Annotated in this window: 16 protein-coding genes and 1 pseudogene; 11 read left to right on the top strand and 6 right to left on the bottom strand. The window is 66.5% G+C overall.

Going from position 1 to position 21,391, the window contains the following annotated elements; translation table 11 throughout:
• The first annotated feature begins 415 nt into the window (after positions 1-415).
• Positions 416-889 carry a hypothetical protein gene (locus ACYF6T_RS42440; protein ID WP_461703319.1) on the top strand — a complete coding sequence of 158 codons (474 nt, stop codon included), beginning with the start codon at positions 416-418 and terminating at the stop codon, positions 887-889.
• 50 nt (positions 890-939) lie between these two features.
• Entirely contained in the window at positions 940-3,477 is a 2,538-nt protein-coding gene (locus tag ACYF6T_RS42445; protein ID WP_461703320.1) for a tetratricopeptide repeat protein, read from the top strand.
• A gap of 112 nt (positions 3,478-3,589) precedes the next feature.
• On the opposite strand, the gene ACYF6T_RS42450 is transcribed toward ACYF6T_RS42445, so the two are convergent.
• Positions 3,590-5,431, bottom strand: a complete 1,842-nt coding sequence (locus tag ACYF6T_RS42450) for an SIR2 family protein (RefSeq protein WP_461703321.1) — start codon at positions 5,429-5,431, stop codon at positions 3,590-3,592.
• Between the two features lie 326 nt (positions 5,432-5,757).
• On the opposite strand from ACYF6T_RS42450, the gene ACYF6T_RS42455 reads away from it, so the two are divergent.
• Positions 5,758-9,591: a DUF4365 domain-containing protein gene (locus tag ACYF6T_RS42455; protein WP_461703334.1), complete on the top strand. Its 3,834-nt coding sequence runs from the start codon at positions 5,758-5,760 to the stop codon at positions 9,589-9,591.
• 295 nt (positions 9,592-9,886) lie between these two features.
• Complete coding sequence (locus tag ACYF6T_RS42460; protein ID WP_461703322.1) at positions 9,887-10,561, top strand: hypothetical protein; 675 nt, start codon at positions 9,887-9,889, stop codon at positions 10,559-10,561.
• 574 nt (positions 10,562-11,135) lie between these two features.
• Here the strand turns inward: ACYF6T_RS42460 and ACYF6T_RS42465 are convergent.
• The gene (locus ACYF6T_RS42465; RefSeq protein WP_461703323.1) at positions 11,136-11,486 is read right to left on the bottom strand and encodes a hypothetical protein; all 351 of its coding nucleotides are present in this window, start codon (positions 11,484-11,486) and stop codon (positions 11,136-11,138) included.
• Positions 11,487-12,502: 1,016 nt separating this feature from the next.
• Positions 12,503-12,697 (bottom strand): annotated as a pseudogene (locus ACYF6T_RS42470) (cold-shock protein); the annotation flags it as partial.
• 577 nt (positions 12,698-13,274) lie between these two features.
• Here ACYF6T_RS42470 and ACYF6T_RS42475 point away from each other — a divergent pair.
• The gene (locus ACYF6T_RS42475; RefSeq protein ID WP_461703324.1) at positions 13,275-13,973 is read left to right on the top strand and encodes a hypothetical protein; all 699 of its coding nucleotides are present in this window, start codon (positions 13,275-13,277) and stop codon (positions 13,971-13,973) included.
• 450 nt (positions 13,974-14,423) lie between these two features.
• Here the strand turns inward: ACYF6T_RS42475 and ACYF6T_RS42480 are convergent, their stop codons facing one another.
• From ACYF6T_RS42480 to ACYF6T_RS42490, 3 genes are all read right to left on the bottom strand, one after another.
• Positions 14,424-15,056 (bottom strand): hypothetical protein, encoded by a 633-nt coding sequence (locus ACYF6T_RS42480; protein WP_461703325.1) that lies wholly within the window; start codon positions 15,054-15,056, stop codon positions 14,424-14,426.
• A 529-nt stretch (positions 15,057-15,585) separates the two neighbouring features.
• Entirely contained in the window at positions 15,586-16,140 is a 555-nt protein-coding gene (locus ACYF6T_RS42485; protein ID WP_461703326.1) for an ImmA/IrrE family metallo-endopeptidase, read from the bottom strand.
• Between the two features lie 22 nt (positions 16,141-16,162).
• Positions 16,163-16,525, bottom strand: a complete 363-nt coding sequence (locus tag ACYF6T_RS42490) for a helix-turn-helix domain-containing protein (RefSeq protein ID WP_461703327.1) — start codon at positions 16,523-16,525, stop codon at positions 16,163-16,165.
• Positions 16,526-16,671: 146 nt separating this feature from the next.
• Here ACYF6T_RS42490 and ACYF6T_RS42495 point away from each other — a divergent pair, with 146 nt between their 5' ends.
• The 6 genes from ACYF6T_RS42495 (at position 16,672) to ACYF6T_RS42520 (ending at position 21,252) form a co-directional block, all read left to right on the top strand.
• Entirely contained in the window at positions 16,672-16,929 is a 258-nt protein-coding gene (locus ACYF6T_RS42495) for a multiubiquitin domain-containing protein (protein ID WP_461703328.1), read from the top strand.
• A complete protein-coding gene (locus ACYF6T_RS42500) occupies positions 16,904-18,073 on the top strand; it encodes a ThiF family adenylyltransferase (RefSeq protein WP_461703329.1) in 1,170 nt (389 codons plus the stop codon). Before ACYF6T_RS42495 ends, ACYF6T_RS42500 begins: the two co-directional genes overlap by 26 nt.
• Positions 18,070-18,471: a DUF6527 family protein gene (locus ACYF6T_RS42505; protein ID WP_461703330.1), complete on the top strand. Its 402-nt coding sequence runs from the start codon at positions 18,070-18,072 to the stop codon at positions 18,469-18,471. Before ACYF6T_RS42500 ends, ACYF6T_RS42505 begins: the two co-directional genes overlap by 4 nt.
• Positions 18,472-18,730: 259 nt before the next feature.
• Positions 18,731-19,909: a hypothetical protein gene (locus ACYF6T_RS42510; RefSeq protein WP_461703331.1), complete on the top strand. Its 1,179-nt coding sequence runs from the start codon at positions 18,731-18,733 to the stop codon at positions 19,907-19,909.
• Between the two features lie 267 nt (positions 19,910-20,176).
• Positions 20,177-20,767 carry a DUF6615 family protein gene (locus ACYF6T_RS42515; RefSeq protein ID WP_461703332.1) on the top strand — a complete coding sequence of 197 codons (591 nt, stop codon included), beginning with the start codon at positions 20,177-20,179 and terminating at the stop codon, positions 20,765-20,767.
• 224 nt (positions 20,768-20,991) lie between these two features.
• Complete coding sequence (locus ACYF6T_RS42520; RefSeq protein WP_461703333.1) at positions 20,992-21,252, top strand: hypothetical protein; 261 nt, start codon at positions 20,992-20,994, stop codon at positions 21,250-21,252.
• The last annotated feature ends 139 nt before the right edge of the window (positions 21,253-21,391 follow it).

Raw genomic sequence — 21,391 nt, forward strand, 5'->3', positions numbered from 1 at the left:
TGCTGTCTCAGCCCAGTTGCGGTGTGTTATCTGCATTGCTGCAGATTGAGTGCGACGAACGTCGAGCCCGTGCTTTATCGTTTGGCGCCCTTGACCAGCCGTGCTTCCATCTTGGGTGAGACTGCTGCAGTTGTGGTGAGATGTCCTATAGGTGGCTCGGTAGGCCGGGTCGGCTTGTAGATGTGCAGTCAGTTCTTGCCACGTTCTTCACGCCAAAGTCCGTCGTGACGATGTGCGAAGGTGCTCCCGATGGATGCTGTGGCGGGGCTCCCTTGGTGCCAGCTGTCGTTGAACACGGCGCTGCCGTCAGGAGAGTTGAGGTCGTGGAAACTGGCCACATGTGCGCTCTGCCCGCTGTACGCTGCCTGTGCCGAGATGAATGCTTTCGTCCTTAATCGGGCATGGGAGGCAGCAGGTGGATCCGGAATTGGTGGCTCTGGCGTCGGCGTCAGGGATGGCCGTGGCCCAGGCGGCAGGCACTGACGCGTGGCAGAGCATCCGAGCGCAGGTGGTCCGGCTCTTCGGCCGTGGTTCCACGCCGGAGGGCACCCAACGAGCGGTCCTGGACAACCTGGACCGTACGGCAGCCGACCTGAGCGACACCGATCCTGACGCGGTTGCGCGGATCCGGGAGGCAGCCGACTGGCGGACCCGCATCTTGGCCCTGCTGGAGAATCTGAACGCCTTGGACCGCGAACAGGCGCTGGTCCAGTTGCGGGAGCTTGCGGCTCGAGGCCAGCCGCACCAGAGCGGAGTCGCAGCATCAGACAACAGCGTCGCCTTCGGCGGAAGCGCACACATCAGCGCTCAGAACCAGGCAGCTGCCGCGGTGGCGATGGGCGATGTCACCATCGGAAACCCTCCACAGCCGGGCCCGGATCAGAGCTGACCGCGCCCGGCGCGAGTCCAGTTACGCACGTCACCGCTCAGACTTCGATCGTGGCCCAGCAGCATGCGATCGCCGCCCAGTACATCGGCAGAGTCGAGCAACACGCCGCCCCGCAACCTCCGGTGGTTTGGCCGGTGCGAGTGGGCGCGGTGCCACAGCTGGCGTCTGCGTTTCAGTCCCGTCCAGGGCTTCGCGAGCGAATCGACCGGGCGAGGGCTGGACAGGTCACCGTGGTGCTCACTCAGGTACTTGTCGGGGGCGGAGGGGTGGGCAAGTCTCAACTAGCTGCTGCCTACGCCCACCAGGCCTTGGCCGGGGGTACCGATCTGGTGGTGTGGGTGAACGCCGCCGAGACTCAGCAGCTCGTCACTAGCTACGCCTCTGCCGCGCATCGCGTCCAGGCCCCTGGTGCATCGGGAGTGGACATCAAGACTGACGCCCAGGCCTTTGTGGACTGGTTGGCGGTCACCTCCCGGAGGTGGCTGGTCGTGCTCGATGACCTCACCGATCTGGAAGACGTCAGCCTATGGTGGCCACCCCCATCTGTCAGTGGGAACGGGTGGGTGTTGGCTACCACGCGACGTCGCGACGCGCTGCTGTCCGGCGGCGGCCGTGCGGTCGTTGAGGTCGACACCTACGCCCCGGCAGAAGGTCTCGCCTACTTGCGGGACCGGATCACGGGCGTTGACATGGGTCACCTGCTTGACGATCAGGCTGAGGAGCTTGCACAGGAGTTGGGTCTCCTGCCTTTGGCGCTAGCGTATGCAGCGGCCTACATGATCAACGAGGATGTCCCCTGCGCACGCTACCTGCAGAAGTTCACCGATCGCCGTTCCCGTCTGACGACGTTGTTGCCCCGGCAAGCAGATACCGAGGGGTATGGGCGGCAGGTCGCTACCGCTCTGCTGCTGACCCTGGACGCAGCTCAAGAATGCGAGCCAGTGGGCCTGGCCGTCCCGGCCATCCGCCTGGCGGCCTACCTCGACCCCGCCGGGCACCCCCTGATGCTTTGGAACCATTTCGCGGTTGCCGGCTACCTGGCCACCCACCGCGGCCCGCCCTCCCTGGAGTCCGGTGACGTCACCGCAGAGGACGCCGCAGCCGCCATGCGGTTGTTGTACCGCTACGGGCTGATCACGTATGAATCCCGGGATAGCCACCGGGCCATACGCCTGCACGCGTTGACCGGCAGGGCAGTCCGCGAGACCACCCCCGCCTCTCAGAAGCCCGCGATCGTGACGGCGGCTGCTGAGGTGTTACTCGCTATCTGGCCCGCGACGGAACACACTGAGCCCGATCTGTGCGCGGTCCTGCGTGCGAACACTGATGTCCTGGCCGGTCACGCCGGTGACACGCTGTGGGAGGTCGGCGGTCGGCCGCTTCTGCATCAGGCAGGGGCCAGTCTGCTGAATGCCAGCCTGCCCGCCTCTGCAGTCTCCTATTGGGAGCGGGTCAGCGCCGATGCTCAGCGACTACTCGGAGACGATGACCCGGCCACTCTAATCGAACGGGGCAACCTGGCCCTCGCCTACAACCGCGCGGGGCGCACCAGGGAGGCAATCACGTGGCTGGAGCAAGTAGCCGCCGACGCCGAGCGGTTCTTGGGCCACGACCACCCGATTACCCTCACTGCATTGACCAATCTGGCCATTTCCTACTTAAACGCAGAACGCATCGAGGAAGCGACCGCCATCCAGGAACTGATCGTCGCCGACCGCGAACGCCTGTTGGGTAATGGTGATCCCCGCACTGTCACCGCCCGCGGCAATCTGGCTGTCTCGTACGGGCAAGCGGGGCGCATCCTGGAGGCGGTCGCTCTTGAGGAGCAGATCGTCACTGACGCCGAGCGGTTGCTGGGCGACCATCCCGATACCATCCGGGCATACGGCAATCTGGCCGCCTCCTACCGGCAGTTACGGCTTCACGACAAGGCGGTCAGTTTGGGAGAGCAAGCCGTCGCTCACGCCGAGCGGTTGTTGGGCGAGGACCATCTGCGCACCGTTGACGTGCGTAGCCAGCTAGCGACCTTCTATGGGGAAGCAGGCCGTTTTGAGGAAGCCGTCGCTTTGGGTAGGCAGGTTCTCTCCGCCCGCGAGCGGCTGCAGGGCGAGTACCATCCCGACACCCTGAGCGACCGCGCAGCGCTGGCCGTTTCCTGCGGACTGGCGGGGCACGTACAGGAAGCGATTCGTCTCGGCGAGCGCGCGCTGGCCGAGGTCGAGCAGCAACTGGGGCCCACACACAGGGCGGCCATCTACGCCCGCATCAACCTGGCAACCTTCTACGGGCGCGACGGCCGCCTTGAAGAGGCGATCACCTTGGGCATACAGGCTATGACCGAGGCCGAGCGGTATCTGGGCGACGCCCACCCCGGCACCAGATCAGCCCGTACCGAGCTGGCCGTCTCCTACCGGCTGGCGAACCGCCCCTTGGAGGCGATGGCTCTTGAGGATCGGGCCGTCGTCGCCGGGTTCCAACTGGGCAATGATCAGGTGTATGTCCTGCCACTCGAGCCCAGGGGAGCTGAGCGAAAGCGTGTGCACAAGCCGCGATGGTGGCGTCGGGCATGGTTCGCAAGTGGGGATTAGAGGATCGCAGCGACGCCCGCTGCCGGAAACTCACAACTGGACGAGGGCTGAGCTCGCCAGGCTGGTGAGAAGTGGTTACTACGCCGTGGGAACAGGCGACGAGTGCGGGGTGTCAGTCTCTGGGGTGGTTGACGCGCCACTCGGCGAGGGCCTGGTGTGCGGTCTTGGCACGCGCGACGTCTCCGCCGAAGGCACCAGCCCGGAGGAGGGGCCAAGCTTCGGTGAGTTCCTGCTCGATGGATGAGGAGAGATCGGGTCGGTCGTACTCCCAGATGTCGTCGAGGAGGAACTCACCCGCCCAGGGATAGGGTGGGCCGTCGTGGCCCCCCTCATCCATGGCAATCATGGACGTCAGGTACTCAAACCTGGTACACGCCTCGACATAGGCATGGTCGCTGGGTTCAACCAGCCGGAAGGGCTCACGCAATTCGTCCTTCAGCCAGCGGCTCTGAGGGTAGAGATAGCCGCTGCCTTGCTTCTGACGGAACAGGTAGTTGAGCCCCTCGTCTTCGATGACACGGTTGGGGTTGAGGTACGACACCGGCTGCTGCCGCAGCCTTCCAGAGCCAGGGCGCGCCCACGCCGGGTGGGCTAGGAGACTGGCCAGCAGCTCTTCGCGTCGGCTTAGGATGGCCGCGACTCCGATCGTCCAGGTCGCCATGAGCGCCGGCAGATGCCGCAGCTTCTCCAGGTACCCGTTGTAGGCGTTCGGCGTGGCGTCGCGCAGACGGACCAGACGGGTTACGGCACGCTGCCACAGCTCGTCGTGCGTGCCGTCATCGTGGAAGACGCCGTTCGCGAGGAGGTGCAGCAGGGTGTCGCTGTCCGCCCGGTAGCCGCGCACGCTGTCGGCGAAGGTATCGGCCCAGGCGTTAGGCGAAGAGTTCAGTGGCCGACGCTCGGCGGTGCTCGCATCGACGACGGCAGTAACTGCCTGGCCGACGAGATCGGACAACTCGATCCGGCGCACCGGGTCAGGCAGCGCCCGCTTGAGCTGCACCACCGCGACGTCGCGGCTGATCGGAGCAACCGACAAGCGGTCCAGTGCCTCGACACGCCGGAGCAGGTCGGTGAACAACTCGTCGGCGCTCATACCTTCCAGCAGCACCGCCCTGTGCCGCGCCGCCAGGAGCGAGGCCGCATGGCCGAGCTGGCCGTATTGGGACCAGAACATGGGATACCGGCGCGAGCGGGTGCCCTCGACGGCGCGCACCAGCGCCTTGTCCCAGTCCGCGGACCAGCCACAGACGACCAGCCCATACTCGTCCAGGACCCGGTCGAGCAACTGCTGCTGCGCCTGCGGATACGTCTCCAGCTCATCGACCGTGTTGCGCTGGTCGAGGTCCGCGTAGTCGCCGTGCAGTTTGATCACCGTGATCTGGCTGTGGGGAAGCGGCATCATGGGATCGATCTCATCCGGCCGACGCACCACCTGCGGCGAGATGCCGGCCTCCTGCAGTGCCCGCTCCGTCAGCCGGTCGAAGTTGGTGGTCAGGATGACCTTGACACTGCCCCGTTTGACCAGCCGGGCGATCGCCCGGTGGGCCGCGGTCGGGCCCTTGTCGTCCTCGTCGTCCTCGGGCTCGAAGTACCTGGCCAACAGGGCCTGGCGGGCCGCAGGCGTCGGCGCCACCGCCGCGAGCAGACCCGAATAACCGAGCGGCTCTCCGTAGTTGGTCTCCCACCAGTGCTCCGGGTCCGCCATGGCTGCCGCCCGGACCTCGGCATCACCAGGGCTTTGCGCCGCGGCCACCTTGCCGACCAGGTCCTGCACGACGCCCCAGCCGGTCTTCACTCCCGAAGCGATCGAGATGCCGGAGCCCAGCAGTAGGGCATACACCCCCGGGCTGGCGTGCATATTGAGCGCGAGCGCCATCGACGGCTGGATCAGCGTGCCCGCCTGCACTGTGATCGGACCGGAAGCTGCAGACCGCGCGGCGTGTTCGGTGTTCACCCCGTGTCTCCTTCTGGATGCGACGGTTTGTCCCGCCGAGAGCCATCCCTTCGGAGGTCGATCATACGCTTTAATCGTCGAAGTGACGAATAGGGTTTGGTGAGGCTGGCGGGCGCTCGCCGACATGCAGTGGCATGGACAACTCCGGCAGGTGTGCTCGCTGCCTGGACGGGCGCGCGGAGTGGTGCCGCGAGGACCAGCACGTTCGTGTGCCGCCGGGGGAGGAGTTCCGGAGCCGACCGGTTGTCAGTGGCGCCACCTAGGCTTCAAAAAGCACCACGGCGCACTGGCGTGCCCGGACAGAAAGAGAACACGACGTGACGACTGTGCGCCCCACTCACCTCGTCGACCGAGCCGGCGTCACGATGACCGGCTATCTGGTGACTACCCGCCTAGGCTGGCTGTTTCGCGAGCAGGAGACCAGCGACGTCGGGATCGACGCGCACCTTGAGGTGGTCACCGGTGCCAGCCTCAGCGCCAAGACGACAGGCAAACCGACTGGACGCCTACTGGCCGTGCAGATCAAGTCCGGCGCAAGCCAGTTCACAGCTGCCGCCGAAGGCGGCTGGTGGTATCCCTGCGACGCCGCACACGTGGCCTACTGGAACAACCACAGCCTGCCCGTCACCCTGCTGCTGTTCGACCCCAAGACCGAACGCGTCCACTGGCAGCACGTCACCCCCGACACACTCAAGTCGACGGGCAAGAACTACAAGGTGCTCGTCCCCGTCGACCAGCAGATCGACCAGGCCAACGCCGAGGCGTTGGGACGCCCCGCCAGGCGCCAGAACGAGGTCGACCCCTTCCAGAGGGCAATAGACCTTCTCCCCGGTGACACCCGTATCCACCTGCTGCGTGAACACCAGGCTCACGCCGCGCACGCTCTTGACCTGGCGGCATTCCTCGCGGACGCCGAAGACCCGGCTCACGCCGTCCGACACCTTCTGACCACTCCGCCCGCCTGGCTGACCGAGTTGGAGGCCGAGCGGCAAGAAGGAGCCTGGAAGGCTGTTGCCGCCTTCGCCAGCTCTCACGAAGTCGGTATGCCCGCTGCGGAAGCCCTGGAACGCGCCGCTGCCACGGCCAGCGGTGACCGCGGACGCCTGCTCGCCCTGGCGGCCTTCTCAGCTGTTGCGTATGCCCCCGAGCACGCGCGCCGGCTGGCGGATGCCGCTCAAGAGGAAGGCACCGTGATACTGGTCGCGGCCGTCCGAGCTCTCCTCGACGCCGGAGGCCAGCACCCCGCACGTCTGCCGGACGCGGTGGAGCGCGCCCTAGCGGCAGGGGACCCAGCCGCGATCAACGACGTGAACGTCCTGCGCTTCACCGCTTGGTGCCACTTCGCAGCCGATCGTCATGCAGAAGGCGAAGGCATGCTCGAAAGAGCGCTGCGTCTTGACCCTAACGAACCTGCCGTACAACTCGACCTCGCACAGTGTCTGTTGCGCCGCAGCGCAGTCGGTGCGCCCCGGCAGGCGTTCTTCGACACCGGCCGGGCCCAGTGTCTTGCCCAGGCCGCACGCGCCGAGTACCGGCGCTGGCGGGGCCCCAGTGCCCGTGCCGCGGCCGTTCTCCTCGAGGCCCGAATGATGTCCGGTGACATCACCGCCGCCATCCACACCGCGATCGCCGAACCCATCGGAGACGCCGACGGACCAGAGGTCACCTCCCAGCCCCTGCTGGTCGAAGCGGTACGGCTGGCCTACAAATCGGGCCGAACGGATCTCGCCGAGACGCTCACTGCTCACCTCACCGGACAAGGCGAGAAGCTCCAACTGGCCGCGTACGCCCGCGAGGCAGATCCCACTGCCAGCCGTGCTGAGCGTATCGCTGCCTGGCAGACCGCGGCAGATGGCGCAACCACCGACGAGCAGCGGGCGGAGGCGGCGTTCGCCCTGACCAGCCACGGCCTCTGGCCGGTGCCCCTGCTCGATGAACTCCGCGAACAGCGGACTCTGCCCGAGGCCGTCTATCAGACTCGCCGAGCCGTGGCCGATGCCGTCAACGGCGATGTCGGTGCTGCCATCCGGCGGCTGCGTGAATGGGAAAACCACAGCGTGGTCGCCGCGATGACACTCGTCGAACAGTACGAACACCAAGATCAGTTGGTGCTTGCTGCGGAAGCCGCGGAACGCGCCGGGAGGCGCTTTGGTGACGCGCACCTCAGAGCCCTTGCCATCGACAAGTGGGACCGCTCCGGCGGCCGGGAACAGGCCCGCACGAAAGCCCTGACCCTGCTCGGACGCCCGTTCCTGTCAGCCGGAATACGCAGCCAGTTGCGCCGCACGCTCATCCAGTGGGCCCAGGAGCGCGCGGACTGGGACGACATGGAGGAACACGCCCTGATCGGACTGGCCGAGGAGACGGGCATCGAGCACATCACCGCTTTGGAAGGAGCCGCTGGGAGCGTCCCCCCGGAGACACTTCCACTTGTCTGGGCGGCGATCCACGCACAACTCAACGCTCGCAGGCTGGAGACGGCACGCGACACCCTTGCCCGGTTCGCCCCCCAGATCTGCAACGCACACAACGCACGCGCATGGCTCACCCTGACCGGATGGTCGGGATGGACACCGGCACTTGCCGAGACCGCGATCGACCTCGCCGAGCGCTACCGCGGCGAGGACCCCGAACTGACCGCAGCCCTCCTGAACGGGCTACTTCTCGCCACCGGAGAACCGGCCCCCGACCCCGCCTCTAAAGAGACGATCAACCAGGTCCCGCAGGAGACAGCACCTGCGGCACTCGTCCTGCCGGATCCGCTCAGCCGACGACTGCAAGACCTTCTGGCCGATGCGACGGCAACCCGCACCCTCACCACCCTCCGCGGCCCCAAAAACCTCCTGCAGTACGTGGAAAGCACCCTGGGTCCCCGCGAACCACTGCTCGAAGCCGCCGCCCACGCCGTACGCGTCGGCGCCCTCACGACCGGGATGCTCGCCTGGGCGGCTGGACGCCCCGTCGCTCTCGCGGTGATTCACCGGGCCGCCGGACTCATCCCCGCCTGCACCCTCGATCCACAAAGCGTCGCCGCCGAGGTCCAAGCCGCGCACGACGCGCTGAACCGCACCGCCGTGCTCGACCCCAGCACCTTGGCCCTCACCACTCTCCTTTCCGGCCGGTTCGACCAACTCCGTGCCGTCTTTTCCTCCACCCCTGTGCCCCGCCCCGTATTCGACGACATCATCAAGACCCGCTACGCCCTGGACGAGACGCTGCGAGCCTCCGGCCAACTCGGCGTACACGGTGGACGCTTCATCATGACCAAGTACTCCGACGAGGACAGGACAGAACACCGTCGTCAAGCCGCCGCGTTCTCGCAGATCATCCCCGTCCTTCAGCCTGTTGACGTCCCAGACCTGACTGGGATCCGGCGTCGCTTCGACTTGCAGGACGTCCCCGATCAGGAAACCGCGGCCTGGCTGTCTGCCGCCCAGCACGCCCTGGACACCGGGACCGCTCTGTGGTGTGACGACGCAGCCCTGCGTGAACTGCTCCGCGCGGTAGGCATCCCGACGTTCGGCACCGTTGCGCTTTTGCGCCTGCTCACCGACCACAGCGACTATCCCGAGTTCACCCACGAGCGCTACCGCCACGACCTCCGCACGCTGCTCAAGTCCTACGTCGTGGATCTGCCCGTCACTACGGAAGAGATAACCGAGCTAGCCGAAGCGCAAGACTGGAGACCAACCGCCGCGGCAGCCTCCTTCAGCAGACCCCACTTCTGGACGATCCAACCGCTCAGACCGCGGTGGGCGCACCTCGCCGAGAAGGTGTGGGAGAACGCCCCCGACCAACTCGCAGGCTGGCTCCACCGGGCGATCGCCGGCATAACGGCGCTGCTGACGCCACAGGAGATGCTGACGGCTGCCGTAGAACTGACCGCCGAAACCCTTCTCGCGACCGGAGTCGGCCCGGAGCCAGCACGAGCTCTGCAGCCCGCCGCGCTCAACGCACTTGAGGCATGCAGTCAAGCAGCGTCGCGCCAGCGCGCTCTGAGCGGGCAGCCCACCGCCGAACTGCAGCTACCGGAGGCCGCCGAGTTTCGGGCCCTTCTACGTCCGGCTGTGACACGCCTGCTGACCGAGCAGCACGGGTTCACACAGGTGATGGCAACGGCCATCGTCGAGGTGGCCATACCGCAGAACCGACCGTTGTGAGCAGCTCGATTTTCGAGGTAGTCCGGATTCCCGGTGCCGGAGGCGACCACGATGGCATACTGGGGCCTGCGCTAGTGGGCGCACACCACCCTTAGGGCCACCGCCTCGGGTGAACCCGGCCGCCGCCAGGACCACGACGATGTACCGCAGCTCGGATCTGACCCTTCACGTCCAAGGCCTGCCGGATACATGGTGCGGTGGCGCGTATCGCCGCGCGAGCAGGCCTGATGGGATCGTGATGTCCGGTCGTACCCACCGCACTCGTCTGGCACGGGCTTTCGCCGCCGCTCAGCCCATGCCCTACCAGAAGGCGCTGGCCCACGTGATCGCCTGCAGCGAGGCTGGACTCCTCCCGGCCCGGCTCGATCGCGGGGGTATGGAGCAGGCTCTTGTCGTTCTGCAGCAGAACCTGGATGGCCCCGGCCTGGCGAGGCTGGCCCGCTCGGGCGCAAAGCCGGCAACCGCTGCAGCGACAACAACGGCGTCGGCAAACACGTCGACGGTCAAGCGGCCGGCATTGTCCAAGGACCCCCGCTGTGTTGCTCTGGCCGAGGCGTTGAAGCCAGCGCTTGAAGCCACCTGCCCTCCAGGGGCCAGCGGGTACGGCGGGGCACTGCAGGCCAACCTTCACCCGGCTGAGGCAGAGATGCTGGGGGGCATGGCGCTCATCCGGGCCGCGATGCGTCGTGCAGCGCGGCAACTGGGTTGGAGAGTGCGGACCGTGGGGTATGCGCGAGAACACCTCGTCCTGGTGATTGTCCAGGACGTCCGTGAGGCACCCGCCGAGGTGTCAGACGTCCTGGAGAAGGACTCCATCCGCAGAGGCCACGAGATGATCGAGCGCATGTCGGCAGACGGGGACGGGGATGTGTTGGACAGGGTGGGACCTGCTCCCGTCGAGCGGCAAACTCAAGCCTTCCTGAAAGCCGCCCGGTTGGCGACTGCGGCGCATCCTGATGCGTGGCGCTAACTTCTGCCAGCCGCTCCCGCAAGTGCGCCCGGCCATGGTCACGCTACGAGGCAGAGGGGCGGGTCCTCGTTCGTACGTAGGGGATTTCTCCCATGCCAGCTCTGTCGGCCAACAGAAGTGAGCCGATTGCTGAGCAACCGTTAGGGGCCAAGAGAGTCCTTCTGTTCGCCCGAGACCTCTCAAGCCGTCGCGTGTTCCCGGTGCCCTCGAGGCGAACGCTGCAGCCTTGCCTTGCTTGGGCGGTCTGTGGCTTCGGTCACCGGTTGGCCGTGTCGAAGCGCTTCGGGCGGGGGCTGGCATGGCCCGTCCACGGCTGATCGGACAGAGACGCTCTGCGCGTTGTGCTGTTCTGCGAGGCAGGGGCTTGGGCGGGTCGCGTGCCTGGGGTGCGGAGGTGTATGCAGGCGTGAAGGTCGGCTGCTTCGGGTGCCGAGCGGGGAGTGTGGGATCGGGGGGTGGCTTGTGGCTGCGCGGCTTTCGAGGAGCTGTCGCAGACAGGGCAGCTAGGGCCCGTCACGTTCGACTTTCACCGCGGTGCGCCTGTCGACCGGCGGCACCAGTCACGAACAATGCTTCACCGCCTGCGCGGGGCCGCGGGCCGCTTACCGGTCACGAAGATCGCCGCGGTTGAGACCATGCCGGCACCGGCGAAGGATGCCCCGGCGACGGGCTCTCCCACGTCCGCGTAGTGCCAGGCGACGACGACCATCGCGATCACCGTGCCGAAGCCGAGGAGCACGCTCACGACTTGGCGTGCCATCTCGATCCTGGCGATGCGGTGCCGGTGCAGTTGCTCGTTGTTGACGAGCTGAATGATGCCTTTGGCAGTCTCGGGTGCCGCCTGTTCCCACTGGGCGGCCCGTTCCCAGGGAGCCATGGATTCGTAGACACCGATCCGGGTGGCGTCGGTCTCGTCCGTTGTCACTGCTGGGCCCCCCTGTCCGATGTCGCGGGGGGTGGCCCCATGCGCAACAGCACCCTGTCCAGGTCCCGCTCCACCGCTTCCCAGTCCGTTTCCACCGTCTGCTGAGGGCCAGGGTCGTCGGCCTGCACCGGCTCCAGACCGAGGACATGGCCGAACCAGCGTCTGAACGTGGCGGCCCGCCGCCTATCCGGATCGGCGGCCGGCGCGGGAGCCGTGGGGTCGGGTGCAGGATCAGGCTCCGGGAGCCGACGGAGCGCATCCTCCAGGGCGCTCGCGCGATCGTGTTCGTCGGCGATCGCCTCCGCGGCGATGACGGCGTGGTGCAGCAGCGAAGGGCGCTGCGTCGTCGGGGCTTTGTCGTGGAGCTGGATCAGGAGGCTGAAGCGGCTCGCGGGATCGCGGACGGTGTTTGCAGCTGCGGCGAGGTCGTCGTAGAGGTCGCCCTTTGGGAGCGCCGGCAGGACGGGCTTGGGCCGGTACTGCCCCTGCTGATAGGCCATTGGCAAGCGACCGGCAAGGCTGGTGCCTCCGCCCGCCGTGCTCTGGCGAGCGACGTGCAGCCAGTCACCGTCCCTGACTCCCTGTTCGTCCAAGGACAGTTCGAGCTCAAGCCGCCTCGCGTTGCCGTCGGGCCCGACATGGTCCACGACCGGGGACCTGTCGGAGGAGGCGTACGAGGCCGTCGTAGCGTCCGCAACCTGCCCGACAGAAAGATCGGCCGAAATGTCGGTGAGCCGGAAGACCAGGCCATCCGGCCCCTTGACGTGCAGAGTGTGCAGCAGATGTCCAGGAGTGGGGGACGGAGCATCAAGCTCGGAGTGTCCGATCGCGGCGGGAGGGCCGTCGGCCGAATCCTGGACGTCGCGTGGTCCGGAAGCGGACTCGGGCGCATCAGTGCGGCGGGTGGCTGTGGATTCCGCGAGAGGCTCACCAGCAGGTGACGGACGCGTCCGCTGTACATCGTGCAGTGCCGGCGGGGAGAGCTGCTCCCGCCTGGACCCCGTTGCCCTGGACTCCACGCGGACCAACGACTGCGCCTGCGGCCCCTGCTGGCCCTGGGAGATATCGAACTCGACCCGCTGGCCTTCTTCCAGGGCGGAGGAGCCACCCAGAATCGCGCTGTAGTGGACGAAGACGTCGGGGCCATCATCAACGGAGATGAAGCCGTAGCCCTTTTCGGCGTTGAACCACTTGACCGTGCCAGTCGCCATCCGGGAGCCCCCTCCCCAGCTCGGACCTGTGCCGTGCATGCCCGGAAAACGAGCACCGCAACCGTGCACGGTGACCACGGGGGCCGGCTCGCCCCTCCCGGCGGTGGATGCCACCTCGCCGGTGGGGAGCGATGCGACACGGAGCCCTCAGACGGCAGTCGTGGGTGACCACCGTCAGGCAGCGCGGTGCGGCGAGGACGGCGCACATCCGCTCGCACCAGCCGCAAGATGGCGGCCCGGGCCGCCACGCGCTCCGCCGACCTCAAGACGCCGGGCCAGCGCGCTCCTCTAGCCGAGCAGTGCCGCTAGACCGGCCATGAACGCAGAGAAGACACCGATCCCCATGGTGCCCTTCAAATCTTTCGGTGCCCTGCTCATGTGAAGAGCGGCACGACCACGAGACCGGCCCTCTAATGGTCTAGGCTGCTTGCCGCCCGGGCGGACATCCCTGTGCCCCGGGGCGCGCCGCCCCCGTCCCACATAGGGCAGAGCCGCGTGCGGCCATCCCGCCGTGAGCGTGGGCCAGCGGTCGAAAACACGGTTGGCGCTCCGCGTCGCCGTGGGAGGCTGATCAACTATGAAGGTCAGAACGGGAGATGAGCCGATAGGTAACGCGGAATCCGCACGTGGTGAGACCGGAAGCGGACGTACCGTCTTCGAACTCGGTGACGACTACTTCGTCAGCGCGCACGGACGCGTGGAGTTCATTGTCTTCGAGTACCGGGTGGCGTCCCTTGCCTGGCTGCGTGACAGGACCGTGCGCAGCGTCGACGCCGAACTGGCGGAACTGCGTGCGGCGCGCATCAGAGGCGCTCACCGGGTGCCCGGCTGGGAAGGGGAAAGTGACCTGGTCCTCGACGAGTCGCTGGGGGTACTGGACACAGACACACGGCAGATCGGCGCGGGCATCGTCGTCATGTCGGCTGCCGCTGCCCTCGAGTCGCTGATGAACCAGATGCTGGACCGGCCCTCCGATGTTCGTCTTCACCGGGCTGGACTTGCGCGGAAGGCCGACGAGTTGGCCGTACGGTGGCAGGCCGCGATCGACGCCACGGAGTTCCTCGAGGATGTGGCATGGCTGAAGAAGCGACGTAACGCTTTCGCACACCGCCTGATCGACGACGAGTTCGGCTCAACGTCCAATGAAGTCTTCGACGATGCCGTGGCTCGTGAGGCGCTGACGAGGACCAGCGCGATTGCCTGGATGCTGGAGGAGGGCTGGGAACAGCACCTCATGGTCCGAAACGAAGCAGCTACCGCCCGCGCCGATTGCTAGGGGCTGCCTGATAAACGATCTTCGACGGATTTGCGGAGCCAGAGGATGAGCGAAGCCAGGTGAACTCCGGCGGTCCCGTCAGCCCCCGGCAACTGCTCCAACACCTGTCGTCAAAAGGCTTACCGGCACCGCAAATCCGCTGTACACGGCGCAGCGGAGCAGCTCGCCGAGTGCCACACCCCCCAGGACGTGCACTGCGCCCTGGGCGAGGACCGGCAAGCCGGGAAGGTCGTCATGCGCTCGCTCGGCGCACCGGGCTTTCCCGTCTCCGTCTGGCTGCCGGAAGCTGGGACATAGGGTATTGAGCGCTCCCCGTCCCCGGACCGAAGCCGCACCTTCCAGCAGTCGCCAGAGGGCTGGTGACGCCTCGTCCGCACTCCTTGCGGTGACGGCTGCACGTCGTTCCCGGCCTGCCGCTCGGTGAGCGGCAGGCCGGGAACGACGCCACGCTCACTCGGCGGAGTGCTCCAGTGGGATGGGGGCATCGAGAACATCGACGACGAACTCGGAGGTCCCACTGCCTTCGAAGTCGACGTCGGAGCGGCTGTGCAGCAGCGTATGGATCCTCACCCACCGTCCCTGAGTCGTCGCATCCTCCGCCACCTGGAGTGCACCGCGAACAGGACCGACACCACCCAACCGCTGCTTACTCGTCCACGTTCGCCAGACCTTCGTCCCTTCAGGAACGGCCCAGGTGCGCAACTGCTCGGCGCTGGCCGGCAGGGAAACCTCGTCACTGAGCAGCTGAACGACCCACCAGACACCGCCATGGGACTTTCGCTCGTTCCACATCCGAATGCCAAGTCCGATCGTGTAAGCCCCTTCCAGGTACTCCTGGATCTCATCGTCGATCCCACCGAAGTACACCGCCTCGCGAACCACCTCGACCGGCCCACATTCGGTGAAAGCCCCCATGACCGGGGGACATTTGTCCCTGAGATACTGCTGCGCGGCCATGCGCACCGCCTTAGGAACCCGGTCCAGCACCTTCCCCAGAGCCCTCTCGTCACGGTCGTACAGGAACGAGTTGAGGGCATCGACCAGATCTTCAGCGAGGTGAAGATCGCCGGATCCCAGGGTCACCACCGCCTCCAGCTCATCTCTGGGGCGCCGAGCCAGGGCGAACACCCTGCTTCGTCCTGGGCTGGTATGCGCGATAAACGAATGAATCATTCCTCTTCTCACACCGCATCTCAAAGGCGGTCCCGGCACCGAGGAGCGCCGCAACCACGCAGGAACGAGGGAACACTGCCAACCGACGTGTCGTGCGGGCTACCTGCCCGTCCGCATGGCCAGAGGTGATTGTCGCTGTCAGACCCGGCACTACAGCCCGGGATCCGCATGGCTGTTGGCAGAGTATCCAGCTGGCCCCATGGCGGCAATGCCACCCGCCCTCCGGTGCGGTGCTGTGGCCGCTGTGCCGTCTTATCAGGTTCGACTTGCTCCAGTGATCTCTTCGGCCGCCGCAAAGGTAGCGTCGGCGTTGCCCAGGTCTACGACGACGGGCGCCCTGCAGCCGGACGGGCCGTGGACGCTGCCCTGGAGCCTCGACCCGGGACAGGGGCAGGTCACGGCGCGCAGTGGTCCCGCCCGTCGTTGAGGTCCGAAAGCGTTAGGAAGGTGGGGCGAACCCGTACTTCCGGGAGGCCCGGTCGGCCCGGACCCGCGGTCCTTTCATCTGCATCTGAGCGAACTGCTCGCTGACTCCGTAGGTGTTGGCCACGCGTTCGTTGTCCCAGCCGCGGTAGGCCATGCGCTGGGCTGCGATGAGCGGCACCAGCAGTTCGCCGGCCATGAATGTGGCCTGCTTCTCCTGCACGGGGTCGAACTGTCGCTTGTGGTCCTCGCCCAGCACTACACCGTCGAAGGAGTGCTCCAGCAGGTGGTGCCCGAGCTCGTGGGCGATGTTGGAGCGCCGCCTGACAAGCTTGTGGGACTCGTTCTCCACGATCACCCGCGCACTGCCGAGAGGCACCAGTGCGGCAGACCAGGACGAGGAGTTCTGCATAGTGAAGTGGCTGAGAGCTTCGTCTGGCAGCTCGAACTTCAGCAGCTCCTCGAGGGTGTACACCTTGATGCCGTGCTCCTCGGCGAGGGCGTAGGGGTCGAGGGGGTCGAAGGGCCCCAAGCCCAGCACGGTGCGTTCCTCCTGTGCGACCTCACGCATCAGCGTCTGTGTCCAGCGCAACTCAGAGGCTCCGGGATGCGCGCTCGGCGCGGAACCGCCGAGCGGCGGCACTGATCACCTCTTCGAGGTACGCGACGTCGTCGCCGCTGAGATCGCTGCGTGCCCGGAGCAGAGGAACGAGTGACGCCACCAGTTCCGGCTCTTCCCGGACTGATCCGTCCTGCGGTGTCACGTAGAAGGTCTCCGCCGGCATGCGCAGCCACGTCGTCATGGCCGCGAACGCGGTGACGTCCGGCTTCATCCCGTTGGCCATGCGGGAGATGGTCGAGGCGCTCACCCCGAGGTCCTTGGCGAGCTGTCGCCATGACAGCCCCTTCTCCGTGCGTGCCGCATCCAGCGCCGCGTGCAGAGCCTGCACGTCCACGGTCGGACTTTCACTCATGACTGTCCCCGGTTTCCATCACCGCTCGACTTATCGATCACCTCTGGTACAGTGTAACTGCTCGACTTTTCGAGCAGTGGTGCACTTTTGCATCGCCGTGTGTTGGTGTAACCGATTGGAGGACTGTCATGACGCAGGACCGCGGGCCCAAGCCCGTCACGATCATCGTCAACGCCCGCCCCCACACCTGGGAGGCGAAGGAGATCACCTACGAGCAGGCCGTAGACCTGGCCTACCCCGGCCAGCAGCCGAACGAGCAGGACACCTACACCGTCCGCTACAGCCGCGGCCACGACGGACACGGAACGGGCAGCCTCACCGCCGGCCGGAGCGTCCGGGTGAAGGAGGGGATGGTCTTCGATGTCTACCGCACTTCTCGCTCGTGACCCCGACCTGTCCCGCCTCCTCGACGACGGCTACGACGTCGTCGTCCACGCGGGCCACATCATCGTCCGGCACATCCCCTACGTCACCGGGAACCGCGCCGTCGAACACGGCTTCCTCGCCTACCCCATGACCGTCAGCGGGGACCGGCTGGTCTCCGGCACCGACCACCGCATCTGGTTCGGCGGCTCCATCCCCTGCGACGAGCACGGCCGCCCCCTGACCCTCGCCAACCCGGAGACCCGGGTGATTACCGAGGGCGTGCAGGCGAACTTCATGCTCTCCAGCAAACCCGGCCCCAACGGCTACCCCGACGAATACACGAAGATCACCGCATACGCGCGGATCATCGCCGACCAGGCCCACGCCCTCGACTCCACGGCCACCTGCACCCCCGGCGCGGCATGGCAGGAGATGGAGGACGACAGCCCCTTCGTCTACCGCGACACCGCCACCTCCCGCGCCGGTATCGCGGCCGTCCACCGCCGCTTCCGGGGACAGCGCATCGTGATTGTCGGCCTGGGCGGCAGCGGAAGCTACGTCCTCGACCAGGTCGCCAAGACCGAGGTCGACTCGATCCTCCTCATCGACGGTGACACCTTCGACAACCACAACGCCTTCCGGGCCCCGGGCGCCCCCACCCTCGAGACCCTGCGCGAACGCCCGCCCAAGGCCGCCTACTTCGCCTCGGTCTACGCCAACATGCACCGCGGCGTGTCCGCCTGCACGCAGTATCTCGACGAGGACAACCTCCACCTTCTCGAACGTGCGACGTTCGTGTTCCTCGCCTCCGACGACGCCGCGAGCAAACCGGTGATCATCGACTGGCTCGAAGCCCACGACGTACCGTTCATCGACGTCGGCATGGGCATCGAAGAAATCGACGGCCGCCTCAGCGGACTCCTGCGCGTCACTACCAGCCTCCCGGGCCGCCGCGACGCAGCCCGCCGCCGCATCCCCAAGCCGGCGCCCGAACGCGATGCCTACGCACGCAACATCCAGACCGCGGACCTCAACGCGCTCAACGCCCTCCTGGCCGTCATCCGCTGGAAACGCTCCCTCGGCATCTACGCCGACGCCACCGACGAAAGCCACACCACGTACTCACTGATCACCAACGAGATCGCCAACGAGGACCTGCCGTGACCGCACAAGACACCCTGCGCCCGGTCTTCACCGAGACCTTCCCCAACACGATGGACGTAGGGGTGCTGTACGTCTCGATCCCCTACCGCACCTGCGGTCACCTCTGCTGCTGCGGTTGCGGCCACGAGGTCATCACGCCACTCTCCCCAGCGCAATGGTCCATTACCTACGACGGCGAGAACGTGTCGCTTACCCCCTCGATCGGCAACTGGGCGCTCCCGTGCGGCTCGCACTACTGGATCCGTGACGGCCGCATCCGATGGAGTCGGCGCTACTCGGCGGCAGAAGTCGCCCAGAACAGGGAACGTGACCGTCGCCTGCTAACCCAACACACCGAAGAGCACAGGCCAAGGCCGCTGGCCAGGTTGCGTCGCCACCTGCAGAGGTGGCGCCGGTAGGCCAGCGAGCGGGCAGGCCAACGCGTGGACGTCCTGGCCGGACAAGACGGTCGCGGTAGCGGGCCATGTGGGGAGGGCAGAGAAGTGCTCCCGCGCAGCAAGTGCTTGCGACGCATCCGGCCCAGCGCGGTAACCCTGCGGATGCCCTGGGCCCCCATCCACGGGAGATTCTCGAGCCCGGGTCTGCAGGCCCGCCTCTCCTGAACGCACCCCCCGTTAAGGCATTGTCCCGCTGCGTGCTGTGCCGCATCATCGCGCCATGAATGATCTGTCCCGCCGGCCCAACCAGGGCACCGGCCTGCCCGGGCCGAATTACGCCCGACGTAACCAACTCGGAGCCACAGCGGACATCACGGGAGACGGGCGATGGGTGGCCGTCGACGAATCAGGCTGGCACGGGGACCAACTTCACGGCGAAGACCGCGGTCGATATCTCTCCATCGGGTCAGTAGCCATCAGCGACGCCGACGCTGCGCCTGTCGTCGAGGAGATCCGTGGGGCCACGCGCCTGCAGGCACCGGAGCTGAAGTTCTCCAAGGCCTTTACCGGTCCGAAAAACAGTCGGCGACGCTCGGTTCTCGCCGCGCTGCTCGCACCGGGCGGGGCCTTGCACGGGCGTGCCTCGGTCTACCTGGTCGACACGCACTACTTCATCGTAGGCAAGCTGATCGACCTGTTCGTCGAGGAACAGGCACACAAGCAAGGCCGCGACATCCGCAGCAACGGCCGTGCGCGAAAGATGGCGCGCCGCCTGTTCGATGAAGGACCCCGCGCCCTTGGACCTGCACTCTTCGATCAACTGCTCGCTTCGACCGTCGCCTTCACCTCCCACAAGAACCAGCACCACCAGGTCACCATCGACGATTTCTACAACATGGTCGACGAGGCCTGGGCCCGTTCCCGGCGGCGTAACGTCACAGAAGCCCTGGCGCTTCTGCGCACCACCCGAGAGGAAGCCAGCGAGTACCTTCTGGACGCGCACGGTCCCGATGCGGTTCTGCCACAGGCTCTGGAGCCTTTGATCCCGGCCGTCGCCTCGATCACAGCAAACTGGTCCGAGAGGCTGGGCAGGGTCAACATGCTGGTGGACGAGCAGCCAGCCCTGACCGACGCGAACTTCGACGAGATCGAGGCAGATGCACGTGGCCGAGGGCATCCGGAGTTCCGCTCTCTCACCCACGGCGTGCATTTGGGACACCTCCTCCGAGGGCAATCCATACACCATCCGTCGCTGCAGCTCGCGGACCTGATCTCAGGCGCCGGGTACGCCGTAGCGCAGCGGCATAGTGGGTGTGCCAATCCTGCGGGGGAAGACCTGTACACCGTGGTGGTGCCCCTCATCGATCCGAAAGGCATGCTTCCGCATGACGAGCCTGGACGGGTAGCCCGCCCAAGTGCTTCTACCACCGCACCCCGTCCGGCTACGGTCGCCGAGTAAACAGCCAGCCCCGGGGTAGTTGCTCGCAAGTTCGCCCCACTATTCGCCGACAAAGCTGATCGTTCGCGTCGTCCTCGAGGCATGATCGAGCGTGGCACGCCCGCCAGTTGTCGGGCCTCATGCTGGAGACGTCCGGATCTCAACGCCGAACTCTGAACACGCATGGCGCAGTCAGAGCAGTACCGGTTCGGACGGCCGCGACCATGAAAGATCGTTGCTTGCCGTAGCCTTGCATGTGGTCTGACACGTGGAGGGAGGAACGGCGAGTTGCTGTGTGGCTGTGGCGGAGACATTGCCGAGCACTTCGCCTTCTGCCCGCACTGCGGGATCGAGCTTCGCTGGTCCGCCGAGGCGCGCCGCAACGCTTCTTCGTCGGCCGGCTCCCTGTGCCGGACGCTGCGTTCCTGTGCAACGAGGACGTTTGAGCGTCTGGCTGATGACCACTTCGCCGGGCCGGTGCCAGATGAGGAGTCCTACACCAAGTTCAACCTGCAAGACATCTACCGTCTGCACAGCGACCGTGTGGTGATCCGCGAGTTCCAGCGAAGCGAAGAAGCCCTCAACGGAGCCGACTGGAAATGGTGGTTCCACTGGGGTGGCCACGGCTTCGGGATGCGGGTTCAGGCCAAACGCGCAAAGCGTGGCGGAGGCTATGACCTTGAGCACGTCGTCCGTCGGACCGGTGCCCGCCAAAGTGAACTGCTGGTCCAGGACGCGCAGGCCGCAGGCTGCTTTCCCGCCTATGTCCTGTACAACCATCGCAACTGGGTGGCGGCATCACGACTCGGACAGGTAATCGACTGCCGTCATGGGCGAGGCGAACAGGCTCAATTGGGTGCACCCTCGTCTCGGCCTTGACCGTGCATGCCGTCCTGCGCAGCCGCCCCGTGAGAGCAGCCTACGTCCGGGACCGCAGTGTTCCGTGGCATCGCCTCCTGTGTGACGCCCCCCGTGGTAAGCAGACCGGCCTCCACATGGCCCACACGGCGACCAAGCAACTCCATCAGCGAGGGCTGGCCGACCTTCGCGCCGCAGTCCGCGCTGAGGTCCGCTGGGCGAGGAACCAGGACCGCTATGGGGCCGTGGACCGGTACGAGCCCTGGGACGAGACTGAGGATTCGGGCGAAGACGGCGCAACCGGGGAACTTGACGTAACCGAACCGGATTTCCGGCATGCTGAGCACGAGGTTCTGGACATGCCAATCTACCGAGATGTCGGCGAGGTCCTGGAGCGTCCACTCTCCCCTTTGCCAGACCGAGTGCAGGCCATGATCGAAGGCGTGGTCACCGAGCCGCCTGACGAACGGGCGGCCGGGGCCATGCTGATCGATCTCACAGACTAGAGGCTCAACAGGGCGCGTAGCACAAGTGCGGATGCCCGCTGCGAAGACGATCACAAGAGGCCTCGGCGGCCTGCACCTCATGTATCCGCTGCCAGGCCGCGCACCAACTCCCTTTGCCTGTAATGCAGGTGCTGCCATG

It is taken from the genome of Streptomyces sp. 7R007 (assembly GCF_054850255.1).